Below are 20,447 nucleotides of genomic sequence, written 5' to 3'. Positions count from 1 at the left end.
ACTTTCCTACGCGCGCGCCGAGAACTATTGCGAACTGAGGGTGGCAAGCCTGTTGATCGCTACTTTGAAGAGGAAAACCGCGGCCGGAGCGATTGCGCCGACCAGCAGTAAGAACGTCAGAGGGGACGAGAGCACCAGCACGTCGCCGCCCGGACCGCCGACCATGCACACCAAGAACCCGACGATCCAACCGGCGAGCGGCAATGCGGCCATACCCGGCGTCGTAACCGTGCGGGCGGCAATCACCAATACGAGGTTCGCGGTCGCTGCAACGAGAATGCTGATCGGAAATGCCGTCGTACCGAGATGAGTCGGCAAGAACAGGACAGACAACACCGCGCACAAGAACCCGTCGAAAATCAGGACACCGAGGATGATGGGGTCGAGCCACGACAGCGACGTTTCTGTCGAAGCGTCTGTGTTGTTCTCGGCCGTGATCATGGTTTTGATAGTGGTCTATCGACGGCCAACGCGCGAGCGCGGGGTCCCTCCCGACAAGCACCCCGGCTCGCGCCCGAAAAGTACGAAGTCGATCAGGGAACCGGCGGGAACCCGAGCAGCGTCAGCAGATGACTTTGCTGATCTGCAAATGCGTAGAGCGATCCGTAATACATGTCGTGGTAGTAACCGGCCATCGGACGCAACGAATCGACGAAGGCGACGATCTGGTTCTGCAGGTCCCAGTTGTACATTTCTTCAGCCCCCAGGCTTTGCTGTTACCGAAAGGACCACCCATCCGGTGACACGCATCACACACCACTACGGCGTCGATCGCAATGCCTGTGAGCCGACGCCCAGGTCAGCTGTGCAGCCCGCCGAACAGATCGCGCTCGCGACCGTCCTCACCCACTGGACCGAGCGTGCCGGCGGCCAATACGAAATGCTCGACCGTCAGGATCGGTTGGACCACGTTGTTCGACAACGCGAACTCGGCTCCACTCGGGGCTACCGTCACCTGAGTGGCGTGGGCGCTCAATGCCCTCGCCTTCGCATCGATGACGCCTCGAACATCGATTGCCGTCGTCACGTCTGCGTCCTCGACGCTCGGCGATTCACCGGGCTCGGGCAGACGCCAGTTCTCCGGGAACTCGGAAATCGCCGCGATGCCGCGTTCTAGTCCGCTGCGCTCGGTCACGGTCCAGTAGAACTTCGGAGTCGACCACGGCTCGCCGGTCTCGGGATATGCGGTCGTTGCTGCAGCTTCCACGGCCGCTGTCGTGATCGCGTGTGCCTGGATGTGATCCGGGTGCCCGTAGCCTCCGTTGGGGTCGTACGTGATCACGACGTGCGGCCGAATCTCACGAATGACGGCGACCACCGCGCCGACTGCCTCGTCGAGTCGAGCATTGACAAAGGCACGGGGATTGGAGGCCGAAGGTGTGCCGATCATTCCGGAATCGCGATACCGACCGGCACCGGCGAGGAAGCGAGGAGCGGCACTGCCCAAAGCCGACAAAGCAGCGCTCAATTCGGCGATCCGGTAGCCCCCGAGTTGATCGGCCTCGGCAGCCACGAGCCCTGCCCACGCGTCACCGATCACTTCGCCTTCCTCCCCCAACGTGCAGGTGAGGACCGTGACGTCGGCGCCTTCGGACGCGTAACGCGCGATAGTGCCACCGGTGGTGATCGTTTCGTCGTCCGGATGTGCGTGCACCAACAAAAGTCGCTTCGCCGACGCGGTCACTTTGCCACCCTCACCCAGTCCGTAGCGTTTCCGAATATCCCCACCTGCACCGGCCCGTCGAGGACCACGCCCTCGACTCCGGTCCCGACTGCAACCAGCGCTCGGCTCTGCACGATCGGCAAAACCGCCGCAAGATCCCACAGCTTGGGTTCCGCATCGGCGATCAACGACCCGAGATCCCCGATGCCACTGAGCGCTTCGTCGATCCGACCTTGCAACGCCGGATCACACAGCCCGGACAGGTTGCTCGGAGCCTCGACGCTTGTCGTTCGGACAGGCTCCGGAGACTGCGACGGCGTGGGTGTGGGCACCGCCGAACCTGTCGCACGAGTGGAAGGCGCTGTAGGGCAACTGAACCGGGAGGCCAGCGAAGTTGCGGTGTCAGCGCCTGCTCGGCTCCAACCGACGATCATGTCGACGCGTCCTGTGGTCAGATCCTCGCCGTAGAGCTCCTCCGGCGGCACCGATTCGACGGTCGCCAGGATCCCCACGTCACGCAATTCGTCGGCAGCGGTGTTTGCCACGGCGATCGCGATGTCGTCGTTTTCGGGAGCGCCGATCAGCAGCGTCAACTGAGCGCCGTCCCGGACGATCGATCCGACCGTTCCAGTGCCAGTGACGATTCCGGTGGGCGGCGCTGTCAAGTAGCCGGCTGCGGTCAGCTCGCCCAGCGCCTGCTCTCTCGTCGGTTTCGGCGGCGCGGTTGGCGCATATCCCGGATCCGACGGAGCGAGGATCTGAGCTTTCACCGGGGCCGACGCCGATTCACTCCCGGCCGCCACTACGGCGAGCAGGTCCGGATCGAGCAGTCCCAGAACACCTTTACGCACCCGAACGTCCGCGAAGTTCTTACTGCGCCCATTGACGTTGATGTCGAGAGTGCGCGGAACGTAGGAGAATGCCGTACTGACACCCGGGATTGCAGAAAGCTGAATATCCGTGGCACTACCCGAATGAACTTGCGCCACTTGAGCATCGTCGGTACGCAGTGCATCCGCCAACTGCGAAGCCGTTCCTCCGCGTCGCAGAACTATCTGATCCGGATCTGAGGGCTTGCCCCAGAATCGGTCGTTGCGTTCCAGCACGATTTCGTCTCGACCACGGTCGACCGAGCGCACGTGAAAGTGGGCTCCAGACACCGGAATCCCCTCACTCAAACCGGTGCTGAAACCGCCGGGAGTGTCCTTGATCAGGTGGGACGGAAGAATATCGGTGAATAACTCTCGCCACGCCGGATACGGCGCACGCATCACGACGTTGACCGTCTTGCCACCGCCGGACGAGTTCACGTCGTCGATCATCTGATAGCCGGCGGGGTTGACCACACCGGGAACCGAGATCATCTGCTGCCAGAGATAGCGAAAGTCCTCTGCCGCAATGGGAGCGCCGTCCGACCATTGGGCTTCGTTGCGCAGTTGGTAGCGAATAGTGAACGGAGCCTCTGACGTCACTTCAGCCGAAACGAGAAAAGAATCGTCGATCGCCCACTCCGTCGCACCAGGCTGCGTCGGCGAATTGATCGGGCGAAACGCACTGGGCAACACGAGGTTGCCGACTGCGGAGTTGACCGGCGACTGATCCGCGAGCAGGTGCGGGTTGAATCCGCCTCCCACCTCGTCGATCGCCACAGTGACCTGCTTCATCGCCGGAACGACCGGAGTCGGTGTGGGCTTGACGGTTTCGGTGCTCTCGACCGGAGGCGGCGGATCGGCCGTACACGCAGTCAGCGACAACGCCGTCACTGCCACTGCCAACGCCAGGTAGCGACGTCCTGAGGCCACAGACAATTCCTTCCGTACGGGGCCGCGTCGCCCCTTCGCACTCGATTTCCGGGCAGAACTTTCGCCCGGAAACCATGAAGGCGAATGTACCTTTCCGCCGAAAACTCGGCTGAAAGGCACATCCGCCTGTCAGGTGGTAACCGACGAAAGACTACAGAGCAGCCTTGTCGCGAGACTTGCTACGCGAACGCTCGCGAGCGCGCTCGGTTGCATTGAGATGCACCTTGCGGACGCGGACGTCCTCGGGGGTGACCTCGACGCACTCGTCGCCGGAGCAGAATTCCATGGCCGCTTCGAGCTCGAGCTTGATGGGCTTCGCGAGGGTCTCCATCACGTCTGCGGACGACTGACGCATGTTGGTCAGCTTCTTCTCGCGGGTGACGTTGATGTCGAGGTCTTCCTGACGGGGATTGATACCGACGACGTGACCCTCGTAGGTGTCTGCGCCGGGCTCGACGAAGAAGGTTCCGCGGTCAGCCAGCTGGATCATGGCGAACGGCGTCACCGTGCCGGAACGGTCCGACACGAGAGAACCGGTGTGGCGTGCACGAATCTCGCCGGCCCAGGGGCCGTACCCGTCGAAGACGGCGTTGGCGATGCCGGTTCCGCGGGTATCCGTGAGGAATTCCGTACGGAAGCCGATAAGACCACGCGAAGGAACGATGAACTCCATACGAACCCAGCCCTGACCGTGGTTCGACATCTGAACCATCTTGCCCTTGCGGTTTGCCAGAAGCTGAGTGATGGCACCGAGGTACTCCTCGGGGCTGTCGATGGTCAGCTCTTCGAAAGGCTCGTGGATCTTACCGTCGACAGTCTGAGTGACCACCTGCGGCTTTCCGACGGTCAGTTCGAAGCCTTCGCGACGCATCTGCTCGACGAGGATGGCGAGCGCGAGCTCTCCACGACCCTGGACCTCCCACGCATCGGGACGTCCGATGTCGAGGACCTTGAGCGAGACGTTACCGACCAGCTCCTGGTCCAGGCGAGCCTTGACCATGCGCGAGGTGAGCTTGTGACCCTTGACGCGGCCGACCAGCGGTGAGGTGTTGGTACCGATCGTGACCGAGATAGCCGGCTGATCGACAGTGATGCGAGGCAGCGCAACCGGGTTGTCGAGGTCGGCAAGCGTGTCGCCGATCATGATGTCCGGGAAGCCCGCAACAGCGCAGATATCGCCGGCAAGCGCAACCTCGGCGGGAACACGCTCGACACCGATGGTGGTGAGCAGTTCGGTGATCTTGGTCTTGGTGATGACGGGCTCGCCGTCGACCTCGCGGCACCAGGACACGGTCTGGCCCTTGCGCAGCTCGCCGTTGTGGATGCGAACCAGCGCGAGGCGACCGAGGAATGCCGACGCGTCGAGGTTGGTGACGTGAGCCTGAAGCGGCGCGTCGACCGTGCCCTTGGGGGCCGGGACGTACTCCATCAGAACCTGGAACAGAGCGGTAAGGTCCTCGGCGTCGGGCGCCTGACCGTTCTCGGGCTGCACCGTCGAAGCCTTGCCCTCGCGGCCGGAGGCGTAGAGAACCGGCAGCCCGAGCGCAAGCTCGGCGGCTTCGGCGGCCTCGTCGGAGAGATCGGACGCGAGGTCCAGGAGCAAGTCCTGAGCCTCGGAGACAACCTCTTCGATGCGAGCATCGGGACGATCGGTCTTGTTGACAACCAAGATGACGGGCAGTGAGGCAGCAAGTGCCTTACGCAGCACGAAACGCGTCTGCGGAAGCGGGCCCTCGGACGCATCGACGAGCAGGACGACGCCGTCGACCATGGACAGACCGCGCTCGACCTCGCCACCGAAATCGGCGTGGCCCGGGGTGTCGATGACGTTGATGACGGTGACCGAACCATCCTCGTTGCGCTTGTGCACCGAGGTGTTCTTCGCGAGGATCGTGATGCCCTTCTCGCGTTCGAGGTCGCCGGAGTCCATGACGCGATCGACCAGCTCGGCGCGCTCCTCGAACGCGCCGGACTGACGAAGCATGGCGTCGACGAGGGTGGTCTTGCCGTGGTCGACGTGTGCGACGATGGCAACGTTACGGAAGCTGGTGGTGGTCACGCGATGGCTCTCCTGGCTGAGTTGATTCGGCCACGCGAAAGTCAAGTCGCACGGCTCTTCTGGTGGCCGCTGCACGAGTGTGTGATCCGAATCAGGGCACGAATCGCCTGAATAGGCACCGCGGCCTAGTAAATACTACTCGCTCCGAGCGGATACTCCTGCATTGTGCGGCCTCTATCACCGCCCCCACCAGCCAATAGTGATCTGCACCACGCTGAAGCGAGTAGGATTACGACCTGGAGAAACAGGGTGTTTAAGGGTACGCTAACCTCGTTCCAAGAGCGGGCTCTCCGCCGTAGTGAAACAGGAAAGCCGCAGCGTCACATGGGAAAAATCAAGGCAAGCAAGGTCTCGAAGCTCAAGCCGAAAAAGAAGTGCTGCCGGAAGAAGACACGGTGCATCAAGTGCCCCGTCGTCATCATGCGGATGAAGAAGCTCGAGAACGAGGGCGCATCCAAGAAGGAACTGAAAGCCGGTCTCAAGAAGGCCCGCGCGGCGTAAGCGCCCTCAACTCCTCGAGCAATTCGGGGATCCAGGCTCGATCGTTGTCGACCAGATCCATCGACAAGAGTTCTTCGGCATCGACCCATGCCAACTGAGCGTGGTCGAGCGCGACCGGTTCGCCGGACACCAACTCCGCCCGGTACGCCCGCAGGACCAACCCGGCCGACAGTTGCACGTCGACGCCGATTCTTGTTCCGCATCGAACCTCTACCGCAAGCTCCTCGCGCAACTCGCGGGCCAACGCAGCCTGCGGCGTTTCGAACTCCTCGACCTTCCCGCCCGGCAGTTCCCAGCGACCGGCCAACGCCGGCGGACTCGTCCGCTGCGCGAGGAGCAGCCTTCCCCCACGGAAGATCGCACCGGCGACAACTTCGCGATCCCTTGCAGGCACATCACTCATCGCACCATGATGGAGTATGGCCACTTTGTTGTCCGACTCCGCGATCCAAAGCGCTCTCGACGAACTGCCGGCCTGGCAGCTGTCGCCGGGCTCGATCACTCGTACCGTCGATTCCGCGACTTTCCCGGATGCGATCGCGCTTCTTCAACGCATCGCGGCTGTCGCCGAGGCCGCAGATCATCATCCTGACATCGACGTTCGCTGGCGAAAGGTCACGTACACGCTTTCGACACACTCGGCGGGCGGTCTCACGGAACTGGACTTCGACCTTGCCCGTCGAATTGACGTACTCGTCGACGATTCGGTCCGTTTCGACTGATCTCCGAGTAAACAAACCTCGCAATCTGACGTAACAGTTGCATCAACTTTCACATAGATCACTTCAGTCACAGGTATGGTCGCCGTAAATCACGATCGAGGCCGGTCATGCCATAGACTCCCCCCGGTGCGTAGCTGCTCAGCAACTGAACAGCTGTACAACCCGGGGGCTCTGTACATAGAGTGACCCCTCGAGCCGTCAAACGCGGAGCTCGCCTAGGCGCCCGCGCGGTATGACTAAGGATGGGGAAACAGTGCTTCGAACCCGAGGTATGCGAAAGGCGTTCACCGCCGTCGCTATTGCCGCAGTAGCAGGACTGGCATTGCCGGCACAGGCAATGGCCGATCCGGCAGCACCGCCCGCACCCGAAAGTGTGCCGATCGAGTTCCTCGCATCGTTTGCGCCCGCCATCATCGGCGCCGCTGCAGGTCCGGCTGACGTCGCCGGCGGCCCGCAGCAAGCGTTGCTCGACCAAGCTCGCGCGATCCTGAACTCTCCCGGCATTCCGCCCGAGATCAAAGCCACCCTCGAGAAGGTCATCACCTTCCTCGACGGCAGCGGCGGCGGCGGACCGGAAATCCCGAACGAGAACGCCCCCGTCATCGCGCAGTTCCTCTACCCGACGCTTGGCAAGGGCTGCATCTCGGCCACCGCCGATTCGGTCGGAACCGCGCTTGCTGTTCCGGGCCCGGCTCACCTGCCCCCTCCCGGCCCCGCTGCCGGTCAGGCCGGGTTCGTCTTCACCGCTCTCGGTACGGCTCCCGCCGTCGACGACCAGCCGGTGCCGATGACCGTGACGTGGGTCAACATCGACAACCAGCGCAGCGCCACCCAGAACCTGACCAACGCGTCGCGCATCAACCCGGATGGTCCCGCCACCTTGTCGGCTATTGCCGATACGGGTCCGGGACGCGTCCTCTCGGTGATCAGCGGTTCGCTGACCACCCAGCCGGAAGGCGCAGATCGCATCACCTGCAGCTTCCTCCCGACCGTGGGTATGTTCGCGGTCGCTTGATCGAAGTCTTGTGAAAGGGACCCGCCGAATTCCGGCGGGTCCCTTTTGCATCTCCGATCACCGTGATAGACCCGATAGATGGGACATCTACGAGTGGACATCACGCATGGCCGTCCAGAGCAGACGTCAAGGCCAGACGACCAGTCGATACGGTCTCACAAGTCGAGTCGATCGATACTGTCCATCCGATCCGAGGGGTCCATTCTCTCGATCGGATCGGCGTACTCGATTCTCTCGATCGGTAGCGTCGGCTCTTTCCTTTCGATCGGGAGCATCGGGTCTACGGCATCGGTGCTGAGTTCGGGCTCGTTCGCCAGCCTCGGGTCGGCACTGTCCGGACTCTCACGCTGGTCACTGCTTTCCTGGCGGGGAAATCACACCGCCCCCGAGGAACATCCGAAACTTGTTGTCATTGCGCCGGAATCGGATTCGAGCGATCCGGACCGATCACTGCGGTCCGTCTCGCACTCTCAGACCTGATTCGGTCGCGGCCATTCGCGGCCTTCCAAGGACTCGACCGAGGTATTGAATTGCCGCAGTAGGTCACCGAGCGCGAAGCGCTGCTCCGGCGTCCACTCACGCAGCGCCTTTGCGACTCCTGCTGTCGAATGTGCGCGGTCTGCACGGAGTTTCGCCAGACCCTGCGCCGTCGGCCGAACTTTTCGAGCCAGCCCACCGTCCGGATCCTCCACCCGCTCCACCAGACCCTGCCGCCTCAGAGCGCCGATCTGCCGGTTGATGGTCGAAATGTCGAGCGAGAAAGCACAAGACAGTTCCTTGAGGCTCATGGGCTGCTGCAATTCCAGTCGTCCGAGCAACAGATACGCGGACCGGTCCAGAAGAAGTTCGGCTCTTTGAGCCAGCGCGTGGTAACGCGAGAGCAGGGTCAACTCGTACTCGATGTTCACCAGTTCGGGTTCTCGATCCATACTCATATTGTGCAGAATACACACGATGTGTAGCGTGCACATTGGGGCGAACGCACCAAATCAGAAACAATCCATGGCGGGAGCCGCATGTCCGTGCACGCAGATTCGTCGAACGTCGACGAGAAATCCCCGGACAAGAAAACCACGGTCACGAACTACGCCCCTTCGGGTCCCGTGCTCACAGTCCTCGGACTGTGCGGAATCGTCGTCGCACTGATGCAGACACTGGTAGTCCCGATCATCCCGCAGTTGCCTCACCTACTGAATTCCACCCCCACCGACACCTCGTGGGCGGTCACCGCAACACTCCTCGCTGCCGCGGTGATCACGCCGATCAGCGGGCGGCTCGGCGACATGTTCGGCAAGAAGCGAATGCTGCTCGTCAGCCTCGGATTGGTCGTTCTGGGCTCGGCCATCTGCGCGATCGCACCTTCACTCGTGGTGCTCATTATCGGACGTGCACTTCAAGGAGCATCTATCGGGGCGATTCCATTGGGCATAGCCATCATTCGCGATGTACTGCCGCCGAAAAAGGTAGCCGGGGCAATGGCGGTCATGAGCGCCACCCTCGGCGTCGGTGGTGCGATCGGATTGCCCATCGCCGCGGTGATCGCTCAGCATGCCAACTGGCACTTCCTCTTCGTCACTGCGGCGGCACTCGGATTGATCTGCGTCGCACTTGTTGCGTTCGTCATTCCCGAATCAACGGTACGACGCCCGGGCCGTTTCGACTTCGTCGGAGCCCTCGGCCTCACAGTCGGCCTGATCACTCTGCTGCTGCCCATCACCAAAGGCGGGACTTGGGGATGGGGCGACGCAAAAACGCTCGGGCTCTTGGGCGTATCCGCCCTCAGCTTCCTGGTTTGGGGATGGTGGGAGCTTCGACGCAACGCACCTCTAGTGGACCTCCGAGTATCGGCCCGGCCGCAGGTTCTCTTCACCAACTTCGCGTCGATCGCCGTCGGATTTGCCATGTACGGCCACTCTTTGACGCTCCCCCAACTCCTCATGGCACCGACATCCACCGGCTACGGACTCGGATTGTCCATGGTCGCAGCAGGACTCGCGCTGGCTCCCGGTGGACTCGTCATGATGGCACTCTCACCTGTGTCCGCTCGAATTTCGGCGTGGCAAGGCCCGCGAATCACGCTGATGCTTGGCGCGCTGATAATCGGATTGGGTTACACCTTTGCGTATTTCACGGTTTCGAGCGTGTGGCAGGTCTCCGCTGCCGGAATGATCATCGGCGCAGGCGTCGGACTGGCGTACTCGGCGATGCCCGCCCTCATCATGGGCGCTGTGCCCATCACGGAATCTGCGGCCGCAAATGGACTGAACTCCTTGATGCGATCGATCGGCACGTCGACGTCTGCCGCGATCGTGAGCGTCGTTCTGGCCGGAATGACCATCACCGTCGGCACCGCAGTGATCCCCTCGTTCGAGGCGTTTCGTGCCACGTTCCTGATTTCCATCGCAGCCGCCGTTGTGACGATGGTGTTCGCCGGATTGATTCCCAAACAGAAAGTCACGTAAGGGAATCAACCCGGCAGAGGACTCACTTCTCCGAAGAGCCTTCGATGCTGCCAGTCTGCAACTTCGACAAAAGTGTGTAGATGAAACTGATGATGGTATCCACGCGTTGCCCTCTCACATATTGGGTCCCCGACCCGTCAACGACGGTACCGCAGAACTCGTCTGCATCGAATCGCCGACAATCAATTCTGCAACGTGTTCTAATTTGAGGCGACCACTACCCGAGGAGCCTTTCATGACCTGGACGCGTACCGAACTCGAAGACGCCTTCGCGGGGTACCAGAACACCGTTGTCGAGTGCACTCGTTCCGGCGATTGGAACGCCTTCGCGGACATGTTCACCGAGGACGTCGTCTACGTGGAACACGCTTTCGGCACCCTCAATGGCCGAGAGGCTGTACGCAAGTGGGTCACTCGCACAATGACAGAGTTCCCGGGGCACCGCATGACCGAATTCCCGGCCAACTGGTTCGTCGTCGACGAGCAGCGCGGATGGATCGTGTGCGAGATCGACAACCCGATGGAGGATCCGGGCGACGGATCCAAGCACGGAGCCGCCAACATCACGATCCTGCATTACGCCGGCAACGGATTGTGGTCTCGCGAAGAAGACGCCTACAACCCGATGAACTTCCTGTCGATGGCAAAAGCATGGTGCCTCGCCGCCGAAGCGGCGGGCACCCTCCCCGATGACGCCAAAGCCTGGCTCGCCAAATTCGGCGCTATGGTGCGATAGATCCTGTCGGCAACGAGGATCCGACGGGCTGGACCGGACCGACCGCACCGGCCAACGACCACTGGCCGTAGTCGCGAGTGAGGATCGAGTTCAGATCCACGCCCACGCCGTCGACCTTGCGCTTGTCGATCTCGAACTGGTGCAGGTTTGCCCTCGGGTGCACATATCCTGCGGGCGACCCCCAGTTGTGCTGCCAGAACCAGGTTCCGACGCCGGCGCTGATCATTGCGTCGATCACGCGAGTGTTTCCGTAGATACCGAGTGCTCCGTTGCCGACGACCGAGGCCCACCCCTCGAGGTACGGCGCGATCAGGGTGGTGATTTCGGTACTGGTCGGGTTGTCGTCGATCGACGCGTAAATCGGCCGACCGGACGGCCCACCGGCCGCAGCATGTAGTTCGAGGCCACGGGAAGCATGACGCTTGCCTGCCTCGCGAGCCCCGCGCCAGTCCGCCGTTCCGCCCTTGCCGAATTGATAGCAGGAAACGACTTGGAGTCCGGCCGCCGTCAACGCGTCGGTTTCCCGCGCCAGTACGGGCTTACCGACCATCCAATCGGCTCCCGGGCGCCTGTCCGAGACATATCGAATGGCGCCTGCATACCCGGCGGCCTTGATTGCCTGAGCGGACGGCACACCGGCGGCGTAATCGAGCAGGGTCCCTAGTGAACCGGCATTGGCCACCGACGTCGTACCGCTCAATGCAGCGAGTCCGGCAGCTGCCGATCCAGCAGCTGCGTACTTGAAGAGGTTTCTTCGCGAGACGTGCACAAAGCTCCGATCATCGGCGTGTCCCGCTGGAAGTGGCGGGCAGGCAAGCTATCTTCTTTCGCTCGCATTCCACCACAGTCACATCAACCCCGCCATGCACTTGGCCAACAATGCTCACATTGTCACCAAATTGGACGTTAGACAGATAGTCAGACAGACAACAGTGGCCCCCGAAGACATCGTCTTCGGGGGCCACTGAGTCGGCCTAGCGGCCGGAAGCTATCAGCTGAGCGAGGTGAAGAAGCTCAGAGCGCTGAAGAGATCAGACGCGTTGCTGAAGAAGTCGTTGAGGAAGGTGAAGGCATCCGAGAATTCTGCGCTGCTCATGCGATGTGCTCCTGTCGAAGATACGGTCCAGAGGATTGCCGCCACGTGAGTGGCTGCTGGCGATAAGAGTAGAGGTCTTCCGTTACTTCCGCGACACCAAATGTGTCCGGGACGTTACATTTCGACCCCTTCGGGACACGGACATACACACAGGTGACGCCCACCGGCAGTGATCAAACTGTCACCTACGGACGATTTATTGACGTATTCCGAACATCGTTCCCGATAACAGCTATCTCGCAGCATCAAACCTGTAGGCGGACCACAAGATTGGCAAGCCTTACTTAACAGCGAGGGCGTTGCTCCCGCTAGAGCGCGTACCAGCAGATTGGCCAAATCCCCCGCGGCAATGTGGCCACGCGAGCTTAGTCCGGGCGCAAACATTCAGCCACAGTTCGAGTTAGCGAGATCTTTACGCCGAAAACGACCATCCCGACTGACCGCGGGACCGTACCTAGCGGTCATCATGGTGACGCTATTCACACCGATTTGCGGAACTCCAGGCACCGATAGCAGCCCTATCTCGACACCAATCGGACGTTCGAGGGCACAGTGGAGTTCATGAACCTCACAAAAAAGAAATCCTGGAGTGAGCTGTCACCCGCGCAGCGCCGCGTCGCCGCCCTGCTCGCAACGATTCAGTCTCTGTTGGCAATCGCCGCGTGGACAGACCTGGCGCGACGCCCTGCCAATACGGTCAATGGCAGTAAGAAGAAGTGGGCGGCGATCATCTTCGTCAACTTCTTCGGACCGCTCACCTACTTCCGCCGAGGCCGGATTCAGTCGAAGTAGTCCCAGAACTGCAGCCACTTCACGGAGGCGAAGAGCGTCAGAGTCACGACGTACACCGCAATTACCGCTGCGACACCGCGCCAGTTGGTGCGGGGAACGGCGCCGTCGACCGGGTCGAGCCAGTGGCGGAACCACCTGGTGACCGTCGGCATCAGGAACCACGTCATCGCGCCGACGCTGACTATCTGGCTCAACCACATCGACAGCCATGGAGGCGCTCCGATCCCGTCGAGCAGCGGACCGAGAAATCGTGACAGCGTCATCACTGTCGGATAGAGAACGAGCAGGATGATCATCGCCGTTTTCCAATTCGGCGTCGCACGGGTCTGCCCGTTCTCCGTGCGCAGAATGGTGCCGAACGGTGTCGACCGCGTGGTCTCGGTGAAGTCCTCGGCCAACTCGGCTCGCAGTTTCGGCAGTGCCGCGGCCCTTTCGGGCGACCCCATCCACACCGCCAACTGCTGTTCGGTCCGAAACCTGAGGACTGACTTCCACTGGGTGGAGTCGGTGACCGACCGCAACAACATCACCGACTCGTAGCCGGAGAATCGCAAACTGAGATCGATGAGATGGCGTTGCGTTCGCAGAAACTCGTTCTCCTTACCCACGACGACGACGTGGTCGTACACGCCGATACCGGGCGGCGGCAGAACTCCGTCGACGAGGACCAGATCACTCGTCTGTGCCAGAATTCCCGTTGCCGCAGCGGCTCTTTCGAGATCGCGGCGATCACTCGACTCCAGCCAACGGTGAAGATCGTCGGCACTGTCGAATGTGACAGACATGCCGTGCGACACCGGTTCCGGTTGATCACTGATGCCACAGCTCAGGTAGCCGTCGAATCGACCGGCGGTCTCGGCCGCACGCTCGACCCACGCCCGGAATCCCGAACTCGTTCGGTGATACCCGGTGATGGCGGTTGCCGACACGTCAGCCCGACACCCGGCGCCCTTGCACGTATACGTGTGCAATCGCGGGCTCGCGCATCGCCATCAGGAGGCCGAAGAGCGTCTGGTCGCGGGCGAGTATCGGATCATCCGAACGCGTTCCGTGGTTGACGAGCCCGGCGAGCGGCGGCCACCCGGAGGGATCGATCACCAGGAAGTCGGCCTCTTTGCCCTCGTCGAAGTTGCCGATCCGGTTCTCCATGTCCAACGCGCGAGCACCGGCGAGTGTTCCGGTGAACAGCAGTTCGGCGGGGTGCATCGACACTCCGTCGTCGCCGGCTTCGGAGATATGAACCTTGAAGGCGTCGCCGAGGACTCGGGTGAGCAGGCACTCGTCGCCGCCGCCGAAGTCCGATCCGATCGCGATGTTGACCCCTGACGCAACGGTTCGTTTCCACGGCATGGTGCCTGAGCCGAGAAACTGCTGGGACGTCGGGCAATGTGCGATCGAGGTTCCGGTCTCGGCCATGCGTGCGAGTTCGGAGTCCTGGCAGTGCACCGAGTGCGCGAGTATCGCGCGCGGACCCAGAAAGCTCTTTCCGCCGACCTGTGAGCCGGGGAGGAACTTGCCGTCGTACGTGTCGAGATAGGTCTCGACCTCGTACTCGGCGAGTGTGGTTGCCACCTCGCCGGTTCCCGGCCGATTGTTCTCATTGAGGTGACTGTGGAAGTAGACGCCTCGGTCACGGATCGAGTCGTACAACTCCCCCAAGTCTTTCAGCGTCCGTGTTGTCACCGCGAGGGAGAAGCGGGGAACCACTGCAACGTGAATGAGTGCGGTGTTCACGTCGCCGGTGTCGGCCGCGTGCCACTTGTCGATCTCCTCGCGGGTGAGTCTGATCGCGTCCTCTTCCGAGGTGATCAGCGCGGCAGCGGACGCCGGGCCGGTGGTCTGAATCCCGCGGCCGCTGACCACTCGAAGGCCGCGATTCAGAGTTTCACTGAACAATGCGTCCTGCGCGTGCGGGAAGGCTGATCCGAACACCATCGCGGCCGTCGTTCCCGTGGCGATTCGGCGAGCGCAGAAGGCCTCGGCAGCGTGCTGGGCGAACTCCGGATCAGCGAATCTCGATTCGGAGGGAAAGACGCACAGGTCGAGCCACTCGAGGAGTTGGCCGCCGCCGTACGCATCGCCGGCGTAGGTCTGCGGGAAATGAATGTGGGCATCGACGAATCCGGGCAGCAGGAAACCCGGTCGATGATCGTGAGTTTCGCCGCCCGCGAGGTCTCCGGGGAGCGATTCGAATTCTCCGCAGTAGACGATCGTTCCGGCATCGTCGATCGCCAAGACGCCGTCGGGGATCGAGACGAGCGACTGCGCCGCATCCTCAACCGTCGGACGACCTGAAATGTGGAAGACATGGCCTCGATGAAGGTGCGTCACTTACTGAGCAAAGCACAAAACTACCCGGCGCCGCGCGGCGAATGCTGTCCTTTTTGTCAGATATTGGGATCAAGCAAGAGTTGCATGCCAAACAAGAGCAGCAGCCAGTGCACCTGCACCATTCAACGACCAATGCAGAGCAATCGGCGCAATCAGGCTGCCGCTGCGATGACGAAGCCAGGTGAATACGAGACCGGCCGCAGCGGTGGCGAGAACGGCTCCGAGGATGCCGGCGACCTGGCCGACCACTCCGGTACCGAGAAAGCCTGACAGCCCTTCGTTACCGCTGGTCAAACCCATCGACGACGCGATGTGCCACAGTCCGAACATCAGAGAACCGGCAGCGGCGACGCCGCGGAATCCACTGACCCGGTTCAACGTGCCGTGCAGGACGCCACGGAAAGCCAACTCTTCGGGAATGACGGTCTGCAGCGGGATCACGATCATCGACGCGATGATCGCGCCGGAAATAGTGGCGTAGCGATCCGCCATGAAGAAAGCACGTGTGAGCGGAAGCAGAGCGCCGACGGCGACAACGGTCAGGACCAGGCCGACGGCAGCAAGCGCGTACTTCGAACCTCGCCGCAGGTCACGAGGGGACAGCCCCAATTCCGCCCAACCCATTCCCCGGCGCTTGGTGAGCGCCAACAGGACGAGAGCAGAGATGGGTACCGTCGCGATGCTTGCCCAGGCGGTGGTGAAATGCGCGATCAGATTGGTTCCCACCAGCACCACGATCACAACAGCGATATCCACGTATGCATGCATCCGCGGAAAACGAGGAGCGGTCGCTTCGATCTCCACTGGAGCGATCTCCACTGGGCCGCCGCTCGTTAGCTGAAAGTTCACTTTTTCCAGTGTACTGACGCACGAGAACTGCCCGCCACTGTTTGCGAACACGCTCACAGTGACGGGCAGGTCCCGAAACACCTCTGATCAGGCGCCGAGCGTGCTCGCAAACTTCGGAACGGCGTTGTCGATTGCGTAGGTCAACCCCGGTACCGAGCCACTCGAGAACGCATTGACGAGTGCCGGATCATCGAGGATCAACAGATGTCCCTCCTGGGCCGACGGGATTGCGCGCAGCAGCGGATCGTTCGCAAACGCACTGCTGTCGAGGAAGATCGGAAACAGAACCGTGAGATCCGCGTCGAACAAGTTCAAGTTCTCGTTGGCGACCGGGATGTAGAAGTTTCCGGTGGCTTTTTCGGTGATCGCCGTCGGGATCGTGAAGCCGAGGCGCGTCATGAAGTCTGCGCGTGCGTCGCCGGGTACGTACGCGCCGTAACCATCGGAACTGTAGGCGCCGACGGCCGCTGTCTTACCCGCAAAGCTCGGATTGGCGGCAATTGCAGCATCGAACTTGGCGTCGAGGCCGGACAGTAGCGCCTTTCCTTCTGCTTCCTTGCCGAGAGCCTTCGCGACGAGTTCGGTCTGCTGCTCGACCGTCGTCCCGTACGCAGTGGCCAGACCCGGAGGCGGCCCGACCGTCGGCGCGATGGCGCTGAGCTTGTCGTAGGTGGCCTGCGTGTTGTCGGTTCTCGTCCACAAAATCAGGTCCGGGTCGAGAGCAATGACGTCCTCGATGCTCAGGTCCATGGTTCCGAGGATCTTCGGGTCCGTGGTGAACTCGTCCGCAATCCAGGGTCCGACACCCTTGCCACCGAACGCCATCCAGTCCGCGACACCGACCGGCTGTGTTCCGAGGGCAAGTGCCGTCTCGGCGTCCGACCAACCGAGCGCGACGACGCGCTGCGGGTTGGCCGGGACCTCGACGTCGCCGAACATGGTCGAGACGGTTGCTCCCGCCTCCGCGGGTGCGTCAGCGCTGTCGCTGCTGCAGCCGGCAAGCCCGGCGACGGCGAGCGAGGCCGCCAAGGCGGTGACTGCAATCTTCATTCGAGAGACTTTGATTCGCATGGTTACCAGCACTCCTCCAACGCTCCAGCGAGAATTAGGGAAGGCTAGCATCAGCTAACGAAGGCTGTCGCCCATCGGCCAGATCGTGTTCAGGACGCGTCTGCGGCCCGTTCGAGCTCCGCGATGTCGATCTTCTTCATCTTCATCATCGCGTCCGTGGCGCGTTGTGCCTTGGCCCGATCCGGATCCTTCATCAGTTCGAGAAGACGATTCGGGACTACCTGCCAGGACAATCCGAACTTGTCCTTGGCCCATCCGCACGGGCCCTCTTCCCCACCTTCGGTCAGCCTGGACCAGTAGTGATCGACCTCAGCCTGATCGACGCACGGAATCTCGAACGACACTGCTTCCGAGAACGTGAACATCGGTCCGCCGTTCAATCCGGTGAATCGCTGACCGCCGAGCTCGAAGCTGACGGTCATCACCGATCCCGCCGGCATTCCGGAAGGCGATCCCTCGACGTATCTTTCGATTCCCAGGATCTGCCCGGAACCGAACACCGAGATGTAGAAGTTCGCTGCTTCTTCTGCTTGGTTGTCGAACCACAAACAGGGAGTGATGGAAGGCATGTTCTGTCCTTGTCGATGAGGTTACGAATCAGGTGTACAGGGTTATAGACCCGGCCCGAAGCGGAAACTCATCGCAAGGAATTACTCAAGCCGACAACGCAGAGTCGAGCATCGGCCAGGAGCGAACGAGTTCGTCGCGCCAGTACGGCCAACCGTGCGTCCCCACCGGTTGAGCGCTGCGGGTGACATCGACTCCGCGATCGCGCAACACCTGCGCGATCTGGTCGGTGCACAGGTTCGATCCCAGTTCCATGACCCCGCCAACGACCAGTACCCGGCCCAGGGCAGGAGTATCGAGAGTTTCGTGCGGGCCTGGTAGTCCCGATCCCGAGGCGAGATACACCTTGGTGCCGCGCAGCTTGTCGGCATTGGCGAAAATGTCGTGCTCTTGCCAAGCCTCACTGCCGGCCGGACCCCACATCTGCTCCGAACGGGCATTTCCGTTGATGACCACAAGATCGGTCAACGCCTTGCCGAATCCTCCGACGGTTGTGTAGCAGCCGCTGTAGCCCGCGACCGCGTCGTACAACCCGGCCGAGCGTTGGGCCAGGATCAGCGCGGCCTCTGCACCCATCGAGATCCCGCCGATTGCGTTGTGCCCGTTGGTTGCGAACCTCGTGTCGATCAGTGAGGGAAGCTCTTTCGTCAGGAACGTCTCCCATTTCAGACGACCGAATTTCGGGTGGTCTTCCTGCCAATCGGTGTACATGGTGCCGGTTCCACCGATGGGGAGTACGACGTTCACGTTTTTGTCGGCAAAGAACGGGACGATATCGCCGTTAGCCGGAGCCAGCCAGTTGTTCTCTTCGATCTGCCCGGAATTGCCGTCCAGGAGATACAGCGTCCCGCGCGGTTCCGAGCGATCGGCAGGAAGCAGTACTTTCACCTGCATGGTGCGCCCCATGGCGGGACTCGCAACGTCGAGAAGAACCAAGCGCGAGGACAGTTCGGTGACACTCGTTATCTTCGGGGTCTCGTCGGCGAGCGCGGTCGAGGGCAACGCAAGTAGTGAAATCAAGGCGAGCGCGCCGACGAGAACGACGCTTCGAAGGCTTGCTCGATTGGGCCTCACACGCCGAGCGACGCGGCGATCATCGGCCACGAGTCGTGTAAGTCGTCTTCCCAGTATCCCCATGAATGCGTTCCTGCCGGCTTGAAGTTGTAGCGAATGTTGTTCATACCCAATGCGTTCGTCCTGTCCGCAAGCTGGGTGGTGCAGTAGTGAGTTGCCGCCTCGATTCCGCCACCGAGTACAAGCTGCAACGCCAAATCTGTGACGTCGTTGTCGATCCGTGGATCGGCAAGCGTGTCGTACGGACCCGGAATCCCGGTTGCGGTAGTGATGTACATCGGGATTCGAGGTAGCTTGTCCGCGTTGACAACCGGATCGTGAGCCGGCCAACCCGGGCCATCGTACGGACCCCACATGTTCTCCGCGTTGCCACCACCCACTGCGACCACGAGTTTCACGAAGTCCTGACCGATGCCTGGACTCGTCATCGCACACCCGCTGAAGGAGCCGACACTGTTGTACAGCGCGGGCGCCGCCATAGCCAGATCCAGTACCGACGTGCCTGCCATCGACAAGCCGGCAAGTGCGTTCTCGCCGGTCGTTCCGAACGTCGAATCAATGACTGGCGGTAGTTCTTCCGTCAGGAACGTGGTCCACATGTTGACCCCGTTGTTGTTGCCGGATTTCGCGAGGCCGGGGTCCGGCCGCTCCCAATCGGTGTAGTAGCTGAATGCTCCACCGAGAGGGGTGACCACGTTGACGTGCTTGTCCGCGAAGAACTTCGGTGCATCGGTCCGCACCGACCACGTCGCGTCGTCTTTTCCTCCGTCCACTCCATTGAGTAGGTAGAGCGTCGGAGCGGGCGTCGAGGTATCAGCCGGCCGCAAGACCTGCAACGGAATGTCGCGCCCCATCGACGGTGAGTACACCGAGATGTCGACCAGCCTGCTGTCCACCGACTGAGCGTGACCCGGTGCCGTGAGGACCTGGAGCCCACATACTGCCGTGGCCAACGCCACGAAGACGCGGAAAACCGTTCGCAAAGCACGAGTCTCGATCATCCGGGTCACTCTCTTCGGCAGCGGAACCTTTCGAACGGTACCGGCTGAAAGAGGCAAACCCGACGTGATCGGAAAAACTCGATCCGGTCGACCTAGTTCCGATCGACGCGGAAAGGCTCACGCACCGAGTGCGTGAGCCTTTCTCGTCAGACGACGCTTACTTGGGCGTAACCGTGCCGCCGCTGAGCGTGGTCAGTGCGTCGACGAGACGCTGACCGAGGTTGTTGACGCTTCCGATGGCTTCACCGAGAGATCCCATGAGTTTCCTCCTGCAGTTTGTCGAAATTGAAGTAACTACACCCGGAGCGGGCGTGGCAATGTCGCGCTGAATTAGGGGGTGGGGTCTTTGGAGATGGTCTCTACCGATCCCATGAAGGTCTTGAGCAGACCGTCAGCGCTGAACAGTGATCCCAGGCCCTGAACAACAGCGCCGAGAATTCCTTCCATTGAACCCATGCGAATCTCCTTGAGAGGTCAGAGGTCAGCTGCCGAAAAGCACCCGACAGTGCTGTGACAGCTGCGTCACATCTGTAATGTATCCGTGACGTGGGTAACAGTAATCATACGAACGACCAGTTGGCAAAGGATTCCGACAATGGGGTCATTATTTCGACTAATAAGGTCTGCTACTGAAAAAATTCCGGACAATCGGTCGAATTTCACCAATTCTGTCGTCGCATTGATCAACTGTCCCAAATCCTGCGGT

23 protein-coding genes are annotated in these 20,447 nt (G+C 61.5%); 7 read left to right on the top strand and 16 right to left on the bottom strand.

Annotated features, from left to right (window positions below; genetic code table 11):
- Positions 1-24: 24 nt before the first annotated feature.
- From FEZ59_RS20115 to typA, 5 genes are all read right to left on the bottom strand, one after another.
- Positions 25-441: a hypothetical protein gene (locus tag FEZ59_RS20115; RefSeq protein WP_019744521.1), complete on the bottom strand. Its 417-nt coding sequence runs from the start codon at positions 439-441 to the stop codon at positions 25-27.
- A 92-nt stretch (positions 442-533) separates the two neighbouring features.
- Positions 534-692, bottom strand: coding sequence for a hypothetical protein (locus FEZ59_RS20110; RefSeq protein WP_019744522.1), 159 nt, complete (start codon positions 690-692; stop codon positions 534-536).
- A 107-nt stretch (positions 693-799) separates the two neighbouring features.
- Positions 800-1,684 carry an N-acetyl-1-D-myo-inositol-2-amino-2-deoxy-alpha-D-glucopyranoside deacetylase gene (mshB, locus tag FEZ59_RS20105; RefSeq protein WP_134999193.1) on the bottom strand — a complete coding sequence of 295 codons (885 nt, stop codon included), beginning with the start codon at positions 1,682-1,684 and terminating at the stop codon, positions 800-802.
- Positions 1,681-3,465 carry an ABC transporter substrate-binding protein gene (locus tag FEZ59_RS20100; protein WP_172933083.1) on the bottom strand — a complete coding sequence of 595 codons (1,785 nt, stop codon included), beginning with the start codon at positions 3,463-3,465 and terminating at the stop codon, positions 1,681-1,683. Before FEZ59_RS20100 ends, mshB begins: the two co-directional genes overlap by 4 nt.
- 151 nt (positions 3,466-3,616) lie before the next feature.
- Positions 3,617-5,524, bottom strand: a complete 1,908-nt coding sequence (typA, locus tag FEZ59_RS20095) for a translational GTPase TypA (protein WP_019744525.1) — start codon at positions 5,522-5,524, stop codon at positions 3,617-3,619.
- Positions 5,525-5,848: 324 nt separating this feature from the next.
- Here typA and FEZ59_RS20090 point away from each other — a divergent pair, with 324 nt between their 5' ends.
- Complete coding sequence (locus FEZ59_RS20090) at positions 5,849-6,025, top strand: hypothetical protein (RefSeq protein WP_019744526.1); 177 nt, start codon at positions 5,849-5,851, stop codon at positions 6,023-6,025.
- Here the strand turns inward: FEZ59_RS20090 and FEZ59_RS20085 are convergent.
- Complete coding sequence (locus FEZ59_RS20085) at positions 6,003-6,428, bottom strand: (deoxy)nucleoside triphosphate pyrophosphohydrolase (RefSeq protein ID WP_024487314.1); 426 nt, start codon at positions 6,426-6,428, stop codon at positions 6,003-6,005. The genes FEZ59_RS20090 and FEZ59_RS20085 overlap by 23 nt on opposite strands.
- A gap of 16 nt (positions 6,429-6,444) precedes the next feature.
- Between FEZ59_RS20085 and FEZ59_RS20080 the strand changes: the two genes are divergently transcribed.
- From FEZ59_RS20080 to FEZ59_RS30100, 3 genes are all read left to right on the top strand, one after another.
- A complete protein-coding gene (locus FEZ59_RS20080) occupies positions 6,445-6,747 on the top strand; it encodes a 4a-hydroxytetrahydrobiopterin dehydratase (RefSeq protein WP_029255826.1) in 303 nt (100 codons plus the stop codon).
- 271 nt (positions 6,748-7,018) lie between these two features.
- Entirely contained in the window at positions 7,019-7,762 is a 744-nt protein-coding gene (locus FEZ59_RS20075; protein WP_029255827.1) for a hypothetical protein, read from the top strand.
- A gap of 78 nt (positions 7,763-7,840) precedes the next feature.
- Entirely contained in the window at positions 7,841-8,242 is a 402-nt protein-coding gene (locus tag FEZ59_RS30100; RefSeq protein ID WP_232253247.1) for a hypothetical protein, read from the top strand.
- Here the strand turns inward: FEZ59_RS30100 and FEZ59_RS20070 are convergent.
- Entirely contained in the window at positions 8,233-8,697 is a 465-nt protein-coding gene (locus FEZ59_RS20070; RefSeq protein WP_041815101.1) for a MarR family winged helix-turn-helix transcriptional regulator, read from the bottom strand. The two genes, FEZ59_RS30100 and FEZ59_RS20070, sit on opposite strands and share 10 nt — an antisense overlap.
- Positions 8,698-8,778: 81 nt before the next feature.
- Between FEZ59_RS20070 and FEZ59_RS20065 the strand changes: the two genes are divergently transcribed.
- The gene (locus FEZ59_RS20065) at positions 8,779-10,224 is read left to right on the top strand and encodes an MFS transporter (protein ID WP_060939502.1); all 1,446 of its coding nucleotides are present in this window, start codon (positions 8,779-8,781) and stop codon (positions 10,222-10,224) included.
- 235 nt (positions 10,225-10,459) lie between these two features.
- On the top strand, positions 10,460-10,960 hold the full coding sequence (locus FEZ59_RS20060) for a nuclear transport factor 2 family protein (protein ID WP_007726289.1): 501 nt from the start codon (positions 10,460-10,462) through the stop codon (positions 10,958-10,960).
- Here the strand turns inward: FEZ59_RS20060 and FEZ59_RS20055 are convergent.
- A complete protein-coding gene (locus FEZ59_RS20055; RefSeq protein ID WP_020908491.1) occupies positions 10,947-11,729 on the bottom strand; it encodes a DUF1906 domain-containing protein in 783 nt (260 codons plus the stop codon). The genes FEZ59_RS20060 and FEZ59_RS20055 overlap by 14 nt on opposite strands.
- 888 nt (positions 11,730-12,617) lie before the next feature.
- Here FEZ59_RS20055 and FEZ59_RS20050 point away from each other — a divergent pair.
- Positions 12,618-12,848, top strand: coding sequence for a PLD nuclease N-terminal domain-containing protein (locus FEZ59_RS20050; RefSeq protein WP_029536799.1), 231 nt, complete (start codon positions 12,618-12,620; stop codon positions 12,846-12,848).
- Here the strand turns inward: FEZ59_RS20050 and FEZ59_RS20045 are convergent.
- The 8 genes from FEZ59_RS20045 to FEZ59_RS30290 all read right to left on the bottom strand — a co-directional run bounded on the left by FEZ59_RS20045 (position 12,836) and on the right by FEZ59_RS30290 (position 20,197).
- Positions 12,836-13,777, bottom strand: coding sequence for an antibiotic biosynthesis monooxygenase (locus FEZ59_RS20045; protein ID WP_172933082.1), 942 nt, complete (start codon positions 13,775-13,777; stop codon positions 12,836-12,838). The two genes, FEZ59_RS20050 and FEZ59_RS20045, sit on opposite strands and share 13 nt — an antisense overlap.
- Position 13,778: 1 nt before the next feature.
- The gene (locus FEZ59_RS20040; RefSeq protein ID WP_172933081.1) at positions 13,779-15,179 is read right to left on the bottom strand and encodes an amidohydrolase family protein; all 1,401 of its coding nucleotides are present in this window, start codon (positions 15,177-15,179) and stop codon (positions 13,779-13,781) included.
- Between the two features lie 69 nt (positions 15,180-15,248).
- A complete protein-coding gene (locus FEZ59_RS20035; RefSeq protein ID WP_060939530.1) occupies positions 15,249-15,947 on the bottom strand; it encodes a CPBP family intramembrane glutamic endopeptidase in 699 nt (232 codons plus the stop codon).
- Positions 15,948-16,115: 168 nt separating this feature from the next.
- On the bottom strand, positions 16,116-17,078 hold the full coding sequence (locus FEZ59_RS20030; RefSeq protein ID WP_242459857.1) for an iron-siderophore ABC transporter substrate-binding protein: 963 nt from the start codon (positions 17,076-17,078) through the stop codon (positions 16,116-16,118).
- A 110-nt stretch (positions 17,079-17,188) separates the two neighbouring features.
- Positions 17,189-17,668, bottom strand: coding sequence for a VOC family protein (locus FEZ59_RS20025; protein WP_007726307.1), 480 nt, complete (start codon positions 17,666-17,668; stop codon positions 17,189-17,191).
- A gap of 85 nt (positions 17,669-17,753) precedes the next feature.
- A complete protein-coding gene (locus FEZ59_RS20020) occupies positions 17,754-18,740 on the bottom strand; it encodes an alpha/beta hydrolase family protein (protein ID WP_241896014.1) in 987 nt (328 codons plus the stop codon).
- Positions 18,737-19,741, bottom strand: a complete 1,005-nt coding sequence (locus FEZ59_RS20015; RefSeq protein ID WP_031331070.1) for an alpha/beta hydrolase family protein — start codon at positions 19,739-19,741, stop codon at positions 18,737-18,739. The genes FEZ59_RS20020 and FEZ59_RS20015 overlap by 4 nt, the downstream gene beginning before the upstream one ends.
- A 330-nt stretch (positions 19,742-20,071) precedes the next feature.
- On the bottom strand, positions 20,072-20,197 hold the full coding sequence (locus FEZ59_RS30290; RefSeq protein WP_019744544.1) for a hypothetical protein: 126 nt from the start codon (positions 20,195-20,197) through the stop codon (positions 20,072-20,074).
- Between the last annotated feature and the right edge of the window lie 250 nt (positions 20,198-20,447).

It is taken from the genome of Rhodococcus sp. MS13, assembly GCF_013277835.1.
Classification (GTDB): domain Bacteria; phylum Actinomycetota; class Actinomycetes; order Mycobacteriales; family Mycobacteriaceae; genus Rhodococcus_F; species Rhodococcus_F erythropolis.
Note: the sequence above shows the minus strand (reverse complement) of the source record. Positions and strands in the feature narration are given on the sequence as shown.

Coding starts and splice junctions, on each gene's coding strand:
- FEZ59_RS20065 (WP_060939502.1), top strand. CDS start 8,779: ATGTCCGTGCACGCAGATTCGTCGAACGTCGACGAGAAATCCCCGGAC.
- FEZ59_RS20090 (WP_019744526.1), top strand. CDS start 5,849: ATGGGAAAAATCAAGGCAAGCAAGGTCTCGAAGCTCAAGCCGAAAAAG.
- FEZ59_RS20035 (WP_060939530.1), bottom strand. CDS start 15,947: ATGCATGCATACGTGGATATCGCTGTTGTGATCGTGGTGCTGGTGGGA.
- FEZ59_RS20110 (WP_019744522.1), bottom strand. CDS start 692: ATGTACAACTGGGACCTGCAGAACCAGATCGTCGCCTTCGTCGATTCG.
- FEZ59_RS20080 (WP_029255826.1), top strand. CDS start 6,445: ATGGCCACTTTGTTGTCCGACTCCGCGATCCAAAGCGCTCTCGACGAA.
- FEZ59_RS20060 (WP_007726289.1), top strand. CDS start 10,460: ATGACCTGGACGCGTACCGAACTCGAAGACGCCTTCGCGGGGTACCAG.
- FEZ59_RS20050 (WP_029536799.1), top strand. CDS start 12,618: ATGAACCTCACAAAAAAGAAATCCTGGAGTGAGCTGTCACCCGCGCAG.
- FEZ59_RS20085 (WP_024487314.1), bottom strand. CDS start 6,428: ATGAGTGATGTGCCTGCAAGGGATCGCGAAGTTGTCGCCGGTGCGATC.
- FEZ59_RS20015 (WP_031331070.1), bottom strand. CDS start 19,741: ATGATCGAGACTCGTGCTTTGCGAACGGTTTTCCGCGTCTTCGTGGCG.
- FEZ59_RS30290 (WP_019744544.1), bottom strand. CDS start 20,197: ATGGGTTCAATGGAAGGAATTCTCGGCGCTGTTGTTCAGGGCCTGGGA.
- FEZ59_RS20030 (WP_242459857.1), bottom strand. CDS start 17,078: ATGAAGATTGCAGTCACCGCCTTGGCGGCCTCGCTCGCCGTCGCCGGG.
- FEZ59_RS20070 (WP_041815101.1), bottom strand. CDS start 8,697: ATGAGTATGGATCGAGAACCCGAACTGGTGAACATCGAGTACGAGTTG.
- FEZ59_RS20115 (WP_019744521.1), bottom strand. CDS start 441: ATGATCACGGCCGAGAACAACACAGACGCTTCGACAGAAACGTCGCTG.
- FEZ59_RS30100 (WP_232253247.1), top strand. CDS start 7,841: ATGGGACATCTACGAGTGGACATCACGCATGGCCGTCCAGAGCAGACG.
- FEZ59_RS20075 (WP_029255827.1), top strand. CDS start 7,019: ATGCGAAAGGCGTTCACCGCCGTCGCTATTGCCGCAGTAGCAGGACTG.
- FEZ59_RS20025 (WP_007726307.1), bottom strand. CDS start 17,668: ATGCCTTCCATCACTCCCTGTTTGTGGTTCGACAACCAAGCAGAAGAA.